The following is a 12,851-nucleotide window of genomic DNA, read 5'->3' on the forward strand; positions in this document are numbered from 1 at the left end:
CAAAGTCACGAGCAGAAGAAGCAGATTGCGCAACATCAAAGTCATCCTACCTGTTAAACACCGGTGCAAGAGCGGCGATAGCTTTGCCCGGTCGCATTATTGCCGAAACCACCAAAGGTGACATCGATTCCGAAGTCTGTCGTCGGCCTGACTGTATCCGAGGAAGTGAACCTGCGCGATACAGAAAGGTCAACAATGACACATTCGTTCTTATAGATCAGGCCAAGTCCCGCCTCTTGAGCGCGGTCCTGAGTGAAGTCATAGCGCCATTCAGCTCGGCCGCTCCAGTTGCGGTCAAAGCGGTAGGTGCCGTCAAAGTCCCATTCAGAACTGTCCTCTGTACGCCCTTCAAGCGCATTCTTTGCCAGCCAGACATAGGCTGTTTCGAACTCGAACTTGGCTTGCTGCCAATCCACGCGAAGCTGGCTGCTGCTTAGTCCGAGCGTGTCATCAAGAAGCGAGCGGTTGGAAATCGTCAGGTTTTTAGAGCTGAAAATCTTTGTGCTGACCAGCCAATCCGAAGTGTAGCCATCCAGACCAGAGCCCTGGTCGAACTGGTCGAGATCCCGTTCATAGAATACGCGGCCAACATCAATGCCGAAGGACCATCCGTTTGCAGAATACCGGGTCCATCCAACACCAAGGTTCGCGCGCAATCCGCGTTCAACCACGTCTTCGCCGGCAAACCGGTCCAAAGCAAACAGATTGCCTTCGTCCAGAACCGGGCTGAGGCTGTCATCGTTCGGGACATCATCGCCCGATGGGTCTGCCCAGGCCAATTGAAGCACTGGTTCCAGCACGTAGCTGGCCCCGTTGTAGCCCGACTTGACCAGTGGATAGCGCATCTCCACCGCAAGGCTGGGGGTAAGTCGCGTCAGTTGATTATCAAAAGAACCGTCGTCATCGACGTTATAGGCATCGAATTTAAGACGTGCGTCGGCGGTTAGCAGAAGCCCGTTGTCGAATGTCCAGCTGTTGGTCCAATCGGCGCCAAGGTGCAGGCGCTGAATGTCGCGACCATCCGCATCGTCGGATGAATCGCGTTCAAACGCCAAAAGTCCGGCCTCGACCCCGAAAACGCCTGCGGATTGCGATGGCCGGATTTTGAGCTCGTATCCAAGGTCCAAAACCTTCGTGGGTACAAATTCTTTATCGATGTCAGAGCGTAAGGGATTGTAATGAATGGCCTCGGTGCGAATGATCTCGTCTCGCGTTACACGGGTCAGTTTCACGTTGCTTTCCAAACGATCCGCATCGGAATAGTCGTAATCCAGAAGGTAGGAAGGGTCAGAGGTGTCCTGAAGCTGGAACTCTAGCACAAAATCTCGGGGCAGTTCGAACCGGCCATTACCGAAGATATAAGAGCGCGGGTCATCCTCGATATCATCCTTTGAAATCGCGCCGTTCCATTCCATACGACCGTTTCGGAAAGCATGTCGATAACGCAGTTCCAGAGTGCGCGTCTGACCCGTCGACAGATAAGGTGTGACAGTCAGATCAGCGTGGTCACCCAGAGTGATGAAATACGGAAACTTGATACCGGTGCCCAAAGCGTCGGTGATCCGGATCGACGGGGACAGGAACCCGGTCGAACGTTTCAGTGTCGGGTCGGGCAGGCGCAGCGACGGCAGATACAGTACCGGTACGCCTGCGATTTCAAACCGGGCGTTCTCGAAGTAAATCTGCTGCTCTTCCTCGTCATGCACGACGCGGCTGGCGCGGATTTGCCAAAGCGGAACTTCGTCTTTCACGCAGATGCGGCAGGATGAGGCAACAGTCTTGTCCAACACCAAATAGCGGTCATCTACACGATGGATCTGTGCCGCGGCGATCTGCATCTGCTGATCCAGCAACAAGCGTGCGCTTTGCAGGATGCCCGAGGTCAATGCCGGGTCCAGATCGGCACTGCTGGCCATGAGAACGATGTTTTCGCCGGATGCCAGCGTCAGGGGGCCTTCGATCTTCAAGCGGTCGGTGTCGGGGTCATAGGTGATACGCGTGGCGCGCAGGTGGGAGCCATCGTAGAAAACCTCGACGTTGCCCTCAGCAACCAACACATCGTCTGACTTGATGGACATGCGGTCGGCGATCATGGTGACGCCCGCCGTCTGGGCAAAGCTGGCAAACGGGGCCAAACACAACAAAGCCAGCCAAATTACGCGGCGCATCACCCGTCCTCCAGATGCAACAAGATACTCATGGCCAACAAAATCCCTGCTACCGGAGGCCCCCAGGCCGCCAGAAGAATGGGAATCTGTCCGTTCTCCCCAAGTACTTGCGCGAAGTTGCGCATGAAAAACAAGCCCAAGCCTAGGCCAAGAGCTGTAAGAACCATGGTTCCGGTGCGACCAAAACGCGAGTGGCGCATGGTCAGACTGGCCCCTAGCAGCACCATGGCGACAAACAGCAGGGGTAGGGCAAGCTCCATCTGTTGCCACATCACGTGGCGACGGGTGGTAAAGCCTGCACGCTCCAGATCGCGAATGAAGGTCGGAAGCTCCCAGAAAGAGATATCCGACGGCTCTCCGAAACTGTCACGAATGCGGTCGGCGGTCAGGTCCGAGGCGAGGGTCAAAGTGGCATGCAACGTCGAGGACTGTTCAGGGTTCAGTATCTCGGGGCCAAGGTCCCAACGTTTTGCATTTGTAAGTTGCCATGCGCCTTCGACCAGAACGGCGCTTTCGGCCTTGATGCGGAACAGCGCCTGAGAGCGTGCGTCCAGCGACATAAAGGTGACATCGCCCAGAACAGCCCCGTCATTGTCGGCTTCAGCGGCATGGATGACCATTTGACCCTCAGCAGTTGCCTGACGCAACCACAGCCCTTCGCGGCTTATCGACAGCGTATTTTGCGAGCCACTTTCGTAATTCGCAGAAAGGCGTTTGTAAGTGGCCGAGGTGGCCGCAACGATTGGATTGAAAAGCCCGACCAGTATCGCCCCAAGTACCAGCGCCGAAATCACGGGCGCGATCAGACTGCGCAGTGCAGACCGGCCTGCGGCGCGGGTGATCACCATCTCGCTGGTTCTGGCAAGGCCCAGATACAGGGCCAAGGTGGTCAGGATGACGATCAGAGGCAGGATGCGATAAATCGCTTTGGGCGCGTTCAGGAGTGCCAATTCCAAAGCTTGGCCAAAGCTGATCGTGCCGATCTCGAACTTTCGTATCTGGTCGACCACATCAAGAAGTAGTAGGAACACCAGAAAGCCCGCGAAAATCGCGGCGAAGTTGATGGCGAACCGACGAGCGAAATACAGGTGCAGGATCATGATTCCACCTCTGTCTCGGTTGCATTGTGGCTGCGCTTTGTCCCTTGGCTGATAAAGAGCAGGCCAATGGCCATCAGGACACCAATAATCGGCGACAGGTAAACCACCGGCCAGCTCTTGTCAGATTGACGGGCCAGATCCGAAGCTGCGTTGTCGATCAGTTGCAGGACAATCAGCAGAAAGATCGCAAATGCGATCTGGCGACCAAAGCCGAAGCGGCTGTATTGGCCAAGCATCAGTGCTGCAAAGCCGATCATTGCCCCGGCCAATGCAAGGAACGGCTGTGCGATCCGGGCGTGGCCTTCGTATAGGAACTCCGCCCTTGAGCTGTTCATATGATGAACCTGCCAAGGTGTGGGGGTGATCAATTCTTGCGTCGATAGCTCTTCGATCCTGACGTTTCTGCGGCCTGTGTCGGCAAGTCCCTGAAGGTCATAAACAGCGTCCTTGAAGCGCGTGGTTGTCAAGCGCTGGTCCGACGTGCGCAAAGTTTGCGAGGTCCCTTCGAACATAATCAGCTTCAGGCCCTCTTCACTGGGAACGAGAAGCGCTTGGTTGGCGATATAGGTGATCTGCCGCGCTTCATTGCTGGCATCCAGAAGGTAGACGCCGTTCAACTGTCCCTGATCGGTGATCTCACCCACAAAAAAGGTGATCCCGTTGCCGGGGTGGATGAAACGGCCCTCACGCAGCAGTTTTGCGGCGTCGTTGTTGGCGATCGCCTGTCGTCGGTCGGCCAGTTCGCTGCGGCTGATGGGAACAAGGATATGGTTCAGAATGCTGATGAGCACGGTCACCATAAGCCCAAACACCACCACCGCGCGCATCATTCGGAAGGGTGAGAACCCCATAGAGCGGGCAACCACCAGCTCGCTTTCACTGGACATGCGGTTGATGACAAATATGGTCGCGGTGAACGCGGAAATTGGCAGCACAAGGCGAATGACATTCGGCAGTGCCAGCGCGGTGAACTCCAGAAAGACGCTCGCGGATTGGCCATCGCCAATCAGCTCTTCGAAAAGCAACGCAGCGCGGTTGACCCAATAAACGGACACAAGAACAAGAGAGAAGAAACCAAACAGCAATGTCAGCTGTGACAGAAGATATCGGTCAAAGGTTTTCACTGGGTCCATCCCAAGGTTCAATCTGCGGGCGACCCTAGACCAAATGACAGATGGGTGAAACTCATAACTGGTCAAGGTGGCGGGCAGCCGCTAGGTATTTGATAAAGCCAAAATCGGAGAGACTTCATGACAACGCCCCCCTCGATTTCCATCGTCGAACTGGATCTGGATGCCATTGCCTCGGCAACTGGGCGGGTCGCCCTGTTTATCAATGCCGAGGGCAAGATGGACCCCGCTGCACGTCGGGTGAACAAGCTGTCGAAAGGCGGTGTTCAACGCGCCTTAGGTAGCAAGGCCTTCGAGAAGCTGAAATCGGGCGGTGTGATCTCATTGACCTTCCCGCCGCAGATGGAAGCCAAAGCAATTGATATCGTTAAGCTAGAGCGGCGTCCCTCGGTTTCCGAGGCGCGCAAGGCAGGTGCCGCGCTGGCACAGCTTCGCGGCGAGGATGATGTGCTTCTTTTGGCGGGTTCGGCCCCAAAGGCTGCGGAAATCGGTCTGGGCTTCGCCCTGCGGGCCTATGACTTCACCGACCACAAGACCGCAGATGCCCCGGTTACGGGCACTGTGACTTTGGCCGTAACGAAACCGGATGACATTGCCGATGACGCCGCGGTTGGCGCTGCAATCGCAGAGGGTGTATTCTTCACGCGTGATCTTGTGAACGAACCTGCAAACGTGCTGACCACGCAAAACTTCGCGGACAGGCTGGTTGCCATGAAGGACATCGGGCTGAAGGTCGAGGTTCTGGAAGAGGCCGAACTGGAAAAGCTTGGCATGGGCGCGCTGCTTGGGGTCGGGCAGGGCTCTGAAAGCCCGTCGAAGGTTGTCGTGATGCAGTGGAATGGCGGCGGAGATGAGGCCCCCTTTGCGCTGGTTGGCAAAGGTGTTGTCTTTGATACTGGCGGCATCAGCCTGAAACCCGCAGGTGGCATGGAAGACATGACCATGGATATGGGCGGTGCGGGTACCGTTGCAGGTGTCATGCGCGCGATCGCTTTGCGGAAGGCCAAGGCCAATGTTGTCGGCCTTGTAGGCCTCGTCGAAAACATGCCTGACGCGCTTGCACAGCGTCCGGGCGATGTTGTGACCTCGATGAAGGGTGACACGATCGAGGTTATCAACACAGACGCCGAAGGCCGTTTGGTTCTGGCCGATGTGCTATGGTACACGCAGGAACGGTTCAAACCTTCGGGGATCATTGATCTGGCGACGCTGACAGGCGCGATCATCATCGGCCTTGGGCATGAAAACGCGGGTGTGTTCTCGAATGACGACGACCTGTCCAAAGCCTTCTTGAAAGCGGCCGAGACCGAGGAAGAAGGCGCATGGCGCATGCCGATGGGGCAGGCCTATGACGACAAGCTGAAGTCGCGCATTGCCGACATGATGAATGTCGGCGGGCGGGATGCGGGCTCTATCACGGCGGCGCAGTTCCTGAAGCGCTTCGTCAAGGACGAGACGCCTTGGATTCACCTGGATATTGCCGGTGTTGCTTCGGTCAAAACGCCGACAACTTTCGCGCCGAAAGGGGCAACTGGCTGGGGCGTGCGTGCGCTTGATCGTCTGATCCGCGACAAGTTCGAGGTCTGATGGGCGCTGCGTATTTCTATCACCTGACCCGCGCACCGCTGGAAGCGACGTTGCCCATGCTGCTGGAGAAATCTCTGGCAGCAGGCTGGCGCGTTGTTGTGCGCGGAACAACCCCGGACAGGATGCGCTGGCTGGACGAACGGCTTTGGCTGCGACCTGAGGATGGGTTTCTGCCCCATGGCGTTGCAGGTACTGGCTTTGACGCCGATCAGCCGGTTTTGCTGACGACTGACAATGCGGCCCCAAATGGGGCGGCGTGCTTGATGTCCGTGGACGGGGCAGAAATCAGTGCTGAAGACTGTGAAGGCTCTGAACGGGTCTGCATCCTGTTCGACGGCAACGACCCAGAGGCGGTGCAGCATGCGCGCGGCCAGTGGAAGTTGCTGACCGGTCAGGGTGTGGCTGCGCAATACTGGTCCGAGGAATCGGGCCGGTGGGAGAAAAAGGCAGACTCAGCCTAAGCTGTCTCGGTCCAGATTATCTTTGCAGGATTAGGGTGCCGTTGTTGAAGGTCACCGTGTCGAACCGCTGCAAATAGGCCATGCCCAGAAGCGATGTGTCCAAATCGCCTTCGTTCACCCATGCACGGACATTGCGATCCACGATCGGGCCGATGGCAATCGTATCCAGCCGGACAGGGGCCGTGCGGACCATCCCATTTGCCGTGCTTGCCTGACCGGTGAACCGAAGATCGTTTTCGCTGAACCCGGCCTTTCGGGCGTCGGCCCGGCTTAGAACGATACTGGTCGCGCCGGTGTCGACGACGAAATCGACCTCGGTATCGTTGATAGTGACCGTCAGGTAGTAATGGCCGTCGAAGGACCGGGGCACCTCGATCCGACCGCTGTCTTCGAACACGGACTGCCGGGGGGATAGGTCACTGCGGATGTCACTCCAAAGTCCGTAACCGGCGATGAAGCCAAGGAAGATCATCCCCCAGATCGATAGCTGCTGCATCGTCTTGCCAAGGTTCTGGCGCGACGACAGCAGAAAGCTGCCTCCGATGGCGATCAGAAGCACGACAAGGTAAATCAGGCGACCGATTTCATTTTCGGACATTGGGGCTCCTTCAAGTGGTGCTCTTTATGTAGGCATCATCGCGAAGGTTTGCAGGTCTCAGACCGGAACAAGGCCAAAATCGCGCAATCCGTCCAAAACGAACTGAACCGACAGGGCCGCCAGCAGCATCCCCAGCAAGCGTGTGACCACGTTGATCCCGGTGCGACCCAAGGCGCGTTCCAGCAGACCCGAGGTCAGGAAGAACAGCATCGTCATGGCCAACACGCCCAGCATGATCAGGATAACCACGGCGATCTGACCCCAGTCGCCCGAAGATTCACCCGTCAGCAGGATCATCGTTGCGATAGAGCCGGGGCCTGCAATCAGCGGCGTGGCCAATGGGAAGACAGAGGGATCGGGATGAGGTTCTTCCTCTGCCTGATCTTCACGGCGCTTGGTGCGGCGCTCAAAGAGCATTTCCAGAGCGGTCAGGAACAAAAGCAATCCGCCTGAAATCCGGAAGGCCGCCATCGAGATGCCGACGAAGCCCAGTACAGCCTCGCCGAGCAAGGCGAACAGGGTCAGCACAAACGCGGCGATAAACAGCGAACGCAGGGCAACAGCCCGACGCTGCGCGGCGGGTTGGCCTTGTGTCAATGCGACGAAAATCGGGGTCAGCCCAATCGGATCAATGATCACGAAGAGCGTTGCAAAAACGGTCAGATAGAATGTCGGGTCCATTTCCGCCTCCTGCTGCCAGTTGAATCACGGTCGCCGGGGTTTGCCAAGAGCTTATGCCTCGGCCGTTTCCAGCTTTTCGAGAGCGTCCATCCATAAGGCTTCGGCCCGGTCAAGGCCATCCATCACCTCGGCATGCTTCTTCCGCCATTTGGCGACCTCGTCACCCTTGCCGGGTTCGTACAGAGTGGGGTCGGCCAGAATACCATCCAGCTTTTCCTTCATCTCGGTCAGCTTTTCGACGCGAGCCTCGCATTTCCGGACCTCGGACCGCAGCGCAAGGATATCATCACGCGACGCGCGTTTCGGCTTGGCGGTCGGGGTGGTCTTCTCGGCGGGTTTGTCCGAGGTCAGCAGCAGCTTGCGATAGGATTCAAGGTCGTCGTCATAGGGCGTAACGCGCCCGTCCCTTACCAGCCAAAGCCGGTCGGCGACCATCGACAGCAGGTGCATATCGTGGCTGACCAGGATCACCGCGCCGCTATAGGCCGTCAACGCCTCGACCAGCGCCTCGCGGCTTTCGATATCAAGGTGGTTGGTGGGCTCGTCGAGGATCAGCATGTGCGGTGCATCAAGTGTGGCCAGCAACAGCGACAGACGTGCCTTCTGACCACCAGACAGACGTCCGACCACGGTGTCCGCCTGATCCGGGCCAAGGCCGAACCCAGCAAGTTTGGCGCGCAGCTTCGATTGGTGCACGTCGGGTCGTTCCCGCTGGATGTGCTGCAAGGGGGTTTCGTCGACATGCAACTCATCCACCTGATGCTGCGCGAAATAGCCGATCCGCAGTTTTGAGGCTTTTGTGACGCGTCCGCCCATCGGGGAAAGCCTGTCTGACAGCAGCTTCGATAGGGTCGACTTGCCCTGACCGTTCTTGCCAAGCAGCGCGATCCGGTCGTCCTGATCGATCCGCAGGTTCAGGCGAGACAGAACAACAGTGTCACCATACCCGACCGAAGCGCTTTCGGTCGCAACGATGGGCGGTGATAGCTCTTCGGGTTCGGGGAAGGTGAATACAACACGCGCAGCCTCTTCCGGGGCCGTGATGGGCTGCATCTTTTCCAGCATCTTCACGCGGCTTTGGGCCTGTTTCGCCTTGGTCGCCTTGGCCTTGAACCGGTCGACAAAACTTTGCAGATGAGCGCGGCGCGCCTCTTGTTTCTTGGCTTGGGCGGCCTGCACAGCGCGCTGTTCGGCCCGTTGGCGGGCGAACTGGTCATAAGGACCTTGCCACAGTGTCAGCTTGCGATTGTCCAGATGCAGGATCGCACCGACAGCGCGGTTCAGCAGGCCGCGGTCGTGGCTGATGATCAGGACAGTGTGAGGATACTTCGCCAGATAGCTTTCCAGCCATAGCGCGCCTTCGAGGTCCAGATAGTTGGTCGGTTCGTCAAGCAGCAACAGGTCGGGCTGAGAGAACAGAACAGCTGCAAGCGCGACGCGCATCCGCCATCCGCCCGAAAAGGCAGAGCAGGGCATCTTCTGCTCGTCGGCATCAAACCCGAGACCGCGCAGAATTGACGACGCCCGGCCCTCTGCCGACCATGCGTCAATATCGGCAAGCCGCGTCTGAATTTCAGCGATCCTGCCGGGGTCACTTGCCGTTTCGGCCTCTGCCATCAATTCGGCGCGTTCGGTGTCGGCCGCCAGAACCGTATCCAGCAAAGACGTCTCGGACGAGGGGACCTCTTGGGCGACACCACCGATGCGGGCGCGGGCAGGCAGAGAGATCTGACCGCCTTCCAGCGACAGCTCTTGGCGGATCAGTCGGAAGAGGGTGGTTTTACCCGCCCCGTTCCGGCCAACCAGACCCACCTTATGGCCCGTAGGAATGGTGGCGCTGGCCCCTTCGAACAGGGGGCGGCCTTCGATAGAGTAAGTGATGTCGCTGATCTTAAGCATAACGCCCGTGTGCCGCAGGGCGCAGGCGGCGTCAATCACCGCTTTTCAAGTCAGTCATCCCATGTTAGTGGGGCGCCAATTTCCAACTTCCGTGCCTTAGGAGGCTTAGACATGGCTATTCAACGCACCTTCTCGATCGTTAAACCCGACGCAACCAAGCGTAACCTGACCGGCGCCATCAACGCCAAGCTGGAAGCTGCTGGCCTGCGCATCATCGCGCAAAAGCGCATCCACCTGACCAAAGCGCAAGCTGGCGTTTTCTACGCTGTGCACGCAGAGCGCCCCTTCTACGACGAACTGTGCGAGTTCATGGCATCCGAGCCGATCGTCGTTCAGGTTCTGGAAGGTGAAGACGCCATCGCGAAAAACCGTGAAGTCATGGGCGCCACCAACCCGGCAGAAGCTGCTGAAGGCACCATCCGTAAAGAGTTCGCGCTGTCGATCGGCGAAAACTCTGTCCACGGTTCGGACGCAGAAGAAACCGCGGCCGTTGAGATCGCGTACTTCTTCTCGGGCCTCGAGCTGGTTGGCTAAACCTAGGCCATACTAATTTCGGAAACCCGGGCCGTCGCGCCCGGGTTTTTTTATGCTTCACAGTCAGTGTCTTCCGGCTTAGCGTTCACCGAAACGAAAAAGGGAAGTCGCTATGAAATGTGCAATCGTCACCGGAGCCGCCAGAGGAATTGGATTGGCCACTGCGCGCCAGCTGCTTGCCGATGGATGGAAGGTCGCTCTGGTTGACCGCGACGCGGAAGCTTTGGAAACCGATGCGGCTGTATTGGGGGAAAACGCCCGCACCTTCCTGTGCGATGTTTCCGATTCAGATCAAATTGATCGTATGATTTCATCGGTTCTGGAATGGACGGGCCGGATCGATGGGTTGGTGAACAACGCAGGCGTCGCCGACTTTGGCCCGATTGAAGAGACTAATTTCGATCGTTGGCGCACCGTGATGGAAACCAATCTGGACGGTGTCTTTCTTTGCAGCCAGGCGGCGGCTCCGGCTTTGAGGGAAAGCGGTGGGGCCATTGTGAATATCGCCAGCATCTCGGGGCTGCGCGCCTCGACCCTGAGGGTGGCCTATGGCACGTCCAAGGCGGCGGTGATCCAGCTGACGAAGCAGCAGGCGGCGGAACTGGGAGAGTTCAATGTTCGGGCCAATTGTGTTTGCCCAGGGCCGGTCCGGACAAAACTGGCGATGGCTGTCCACTCGCAAGAGATCATCGATGCGTATCACGATGCGATCCCCCTGAACCGGTACGGCTCCGAACAAGAGATTGCGAATGTGATCGCGTTCCTGTGCTCGGAAAAAGCCAGCTATGTCACGGGTCAGGTTATCGCCGTGGATGGCGGGTTCGAGTCGACCGGGGTCGGTCTACCAGCGCTGCGCGCCTAAGGGCACTTGACCACACCGATCTCATCCAGTGTTTTTTCCAATGCTGAAAAGGCTTTAGGCTGCGACGTTGATTTGATTTTGTCGAAGCGGACGCGCAGTGCGTCCTTTTCCTTGCCTTTGCAGTCGTTCCACGGACGGCCCTGAAGGCCCATCTCGATCACGTAGTAACCGATGAAATGGGGGCGGTGCCCGTTTTCTAGAAGTTTGCGATAGGCCGCGTCTGTACCGATCTCTCGCAATTGCTCTGCCGTGGAGATGCCAACCTTGCGGAAGGCCTCTTCCATAGCGGGGCCAAGATTTCGGATTGAAGACACAGGGTTCGCCACGTGCGGGTCCTTTCAGCCCGCAGGATAGCCCCCGCTGCCTAAATTGAAACCCTAGAAGCTGGCCCAGTCCTGAAAGCGGCTGGGGCATTTTGGCGTGTCTACCTCACGGCGATCACGCTGACGGCTGGCATCCATATGGGACGGGTTAGTAATCGAATTATTAGATGCCTGATTGGGCAACTCGGGGGTCTTTTGATCAGTGTGCATTTTTTCACTCCTGCCATGATTGACGTACGAGTAAATTATCATGAAATCGTTATATTCCTGATGCTTGGCTGATCATTCTTCCCGGGGCATTGATATAATTTCGTGACCCAAACGTAAGGTTCTTGGGACATTCGGATAGGTTTTCGTACAAAGGTGGGGGGCTCTATCCGAACTGGCCAATGTGTCTGTTACAGCGGCCAGTTCCTTGTTTTCAACCATGGCATTGCGATTCGTTCTTAAGACTGAACCGCGTCCATGAAGCGATCACGAATGGTGATCGGGTTCGTTTTGATCACGGGCACCTGTACGTTGCCGCTGTCGCATTTTGATACGATGACGGTCATTTTCTTCGATGCCAAAGCGGCCTTCAGTGCCTCTGGCGTTTCTTCGTCAGAGACCTCAACAACGTTCTCGCAACCGCAAGCGCTGGCCACAGCCGCCAAAGAGGTTTTGCCGCCTGCATAGGTCGGTTGATCCCCAGTTGATCCGTAAGAGCCATTGTCCACGATCAGCAGGATGTAGTTGTCTTGCGGGTTGTTCCCGATCGTTGAGAGCGTCGCCAGATTTGTCAGGACCGATCCATCTCCGTCGATGGAAATCACCGGTTTGTTCTGCGCTAGGGCCAGTCCGAACCCGATTGAGCTGGCCAGTCCCATTGTTCCGAGCATGTAGAAATTGGTGGGCTGGTCGTCCAGCGCATGCAGTTCCTGGCTTGGCGCACCAATGTTGCAGACGACAAGCTGGTCAGAGATCACCGGGATCAGTGTTTTCAGAAGGTCGTGACGTATCATGTTGCGGTCCTCCAGAATGTGGCGTCAGTCAGGATGGCGACAGGTTTGCTACACATCTGCGCGTGGTTCAGGATCCCAGGCAGTTCCTCGACATCTTCGGGTCGGTGGAAGTGATAGGTCGGGATGTGAAGCTGGTTCAGGATCGCCTTGGTGTGCAGGGCCATCTCGACCTGACAGGCGACGGGTTCTCCGACTTCACCACGGTAGCTGATCAGCATGGGTAGGGGGATCTGGTAGAACTGGATCAGTGTCGCCAGCGTGTTCACCACAACACCAAGCGCCGTGTTCTGCATGAAGATCGCCGGGCGTCCACCGCCAAGATAGGCACCCGCGCACAGGCCCATGCCTTCGTCTTCCTTGTTGGACGGTACATGTTTAATTGCTGGGGTCTGATCAAGAACCTCGATCACGCCCGCAAGCTGTTTGCACGGAACCGAGGTGACAAAATCCACCCCGTTATCGACGAAATCGCCGATGATCCGTCTGTCGATGTCTTTGGCCATGAAT

Annotated in this window: 14 protein-coding genes; 4 read left to right on the forward strand and 10 right to left on the reverse strand. The window is 57.3% G+C overall.

The genetic code is table 11. The features are described from left to right. Nucleotides 1-53: 53 nt before the first annotated feature. Genes CLM58_RS11765 through lptF form a run of 3 tightly spaced genes read right to left on the reverse strand, consistent with a single transcriptional unit; the run spans nt 54 to nt 4,401 of the window. A complete protein-coding gene (locus tag CLM58_RS11765) occupies nt 54-2,168 on the reverse strand; it encodes an LPS-assembly protein LptD (RefSeq protein ID WP_095596108.1) in 2,115 nt (704 codons plus the stop codon). Beyond that, nucleotides 2,168-3,268: an LPS export ABC transporter permease LptG gene (gene lptG / locus CLM58_RS11770; RefSeq protein WP_095596109.1), complete on the reverse strand. Its 1,101-nt coding sequence runs from the start codon at nt 3,266-3,268 to the stop codon at nt 2,168-2,170. Before lptG ends, CLM58_RS11765 begins: the two co-directional genes overlap by 1 nt. Further along, entirely contained in the window at nt 3,265-4,401 is a 1,137-nt protein-coding gene (gene lptF, locus CLM58_RS11775; RefSeq protein WP_233133109.1) for an LPS export ABC transporter permease LptF, read from the reverse strand. The genes lptG and lptF overlap by 4 nt, the downstream gene beginning before the upstream one ends. Before the next feature lie 117 nt (nt 4,402-4,518). Between lptF and CLM58_RS11780 the strand changes: the two genes are divergently transcribed. Both CLM58_RS11780 and CLM58_RS11785 read left to right on the forward strand, forming a co-directional pair. Then, entirely contained in the window at nt 4,519-5,985 is a 1,467-nt protein-coding gene (locus CLM58_RS11780) for a leucyl aminopeptidase (RefSeq protein ID WP_095596110.1), read from the forward strand. Further along, nucleotides 5,985-6,446, forward strand: coding sequence for a DNA polymerase III subunit chi (locus tag CLM58_RS11785; protein ID WP_095596111.1), 462 nt, complete (start codon nt 5,985-5,987; stop codon nt 6,444-6,446). Before CLM58_RS11780 ends, CLM58_RS11785 begins: the two co-directional genes overlap by 1 nt. Nucleotides 6,447-6,462: 16 nt before the next feature. On the opposite strand, the gene CLM58_RS11790 is transcribed toward CLM58_RS11785, so the two are convergent. From CLM58_RS11790 to CLM58_RS11800, 3 genes are read right to left on the reverse strand one after another with little or no spacing between them, the layout of a single operon-like run. Beyond that, nucleotides 6,463-7,044 carry a retropepsin-like aspartic protease family protein gene (locus CLM58_RS11790; protein WP_095596112.1) on the reverse strand — a complete coding sequence of 194 codons (582 nt, stop codon included), beginning with the start codon at nt 7,042-7,044 and terminating at the stop codon, nt 6,463-6,465. 57 nt (nt 7,045-7,101) lie between these two features. Beyond that, complete coding sequence (locus tag CLM58_RS11795) at nt 7,102-7,725, reverse strand: MarC family protein (RefSeq protein ID WP_095596113.1); 624 nt, start codon at nt 7,723-7,725, stop codon at nt 7,102-7,104. Nucleotides 7,726-7,776: 51 nt separating this feature from the next. After that, a complete protein-coding gene (locus tag CLM58_RS11800) occupies nt 7,777-9,624 on the reverse strand; it encodes an ABC-F family ATP-binding cassette domain-containing protein (protein WP_095596114.1) in 1,848 nt (615 codons plus the stop codon). A gap of 111 nt (nt 9,625-9,735) precedes the next feature. On the opposite strand from CLM58_RS11800, the gene ndk reads away from it, so the two are divergent. After that, complete coding sequence (gene ndk, locus CLM58_RS11805; protein ID WP_095596115.1) at nt 9,736-10,158, forward strand: nucleoside-diphosphate kinase; 423 nt, start codon at nt 9,736-9,738, stop codon at nt 10,156-10,158. A gap of 112 nt (nt 10,159-10,270) precedes the next feature. After that, nucleotides 10,271-11,020, forward strand: coding sequence for an SDR family NAD(P)-dependent oxidoreductase (locus CLM58_RS11810; RefSeq protein WP_095596116.1), 750 nt, complete (start codon nt 10,271-10,273; stop codon nt 11,018-11,020). On the opposite strand, the gene CLM58_RS11815 is transcribed toward CLM58_RS11810, so the two are convergent. The 4 genes from CLM58_RS11815 to comD form a co-directional block, all read right to left on the reverse strand. Further along, a complete protein-coding gene (locus tag CLM58_RS11815; protein ID WP_095596117.1) occupies nt 11,017-11,346 on the reverse strand; it encodes a TfoX/Sxy family DNA transformation protein in 330 nt (109 codons plus the stop codon). The two genes, CLM58_RS11810 and CLM58_RS11815, sit on opposite strands and share 4 nt — an antisense overlap. Nucleotides 11,347-11,397: 51 nt before the next feature. Then, nucleotides 11,398-11,553 (reverse strand): hypothetical protein, encoded by a 156-nt coding sequence (locus CLM58_RS17175; RefSeq protein ID WP_158221904.1) that lies wholly within the window; start codon nt 11,551-11,553, stop codon nt 11,398-11,400. A gap of 236 nt (nt 11,554-11,789) precedes the next feature. Next, nucleotides 11,790-12,344 carry a sulfopyruvate decarboxylase subunit beta gene (comE, locus tag CLM58_RS11820; protein WP_095596118.1) on the reverse strand — a complete coding sequence of 185 codons (555 nt, stop codon included), beginning with the start codon at nt 12,342-12,344 and terminating at the stop codon, nt 11,790-11,792. Beyond that, nucleotides 12,341-12,847, reverse strand: a complete 507-nt coding sequence (gene comD, locus CLM58_RS11825) for a sulfopyruvate decarboxylase subunit alpha (RefSeq protein WP_095596119.1) — start codon at nt 12,845-12,847, stop codon at nt 12,341-12,343. Before comD ends, comE begins: the two co-directional genes overlap by 4 nt. Nucleotides 12,848-12,851 lie beyond the last annotated feature (4 nt).

The sequence above is a fragment of the Actibacterium pelagium genome (genome assembly GCF_002285415.1).
In the GTDB taxonomy this organism is placed as follows: Bacteria; Pseudomonadota; Alphaproteobacteria; order Rhodobacterales; family Rhodobacteraceae; genus Actibacterium_B; species Actibacterium_B pelagium.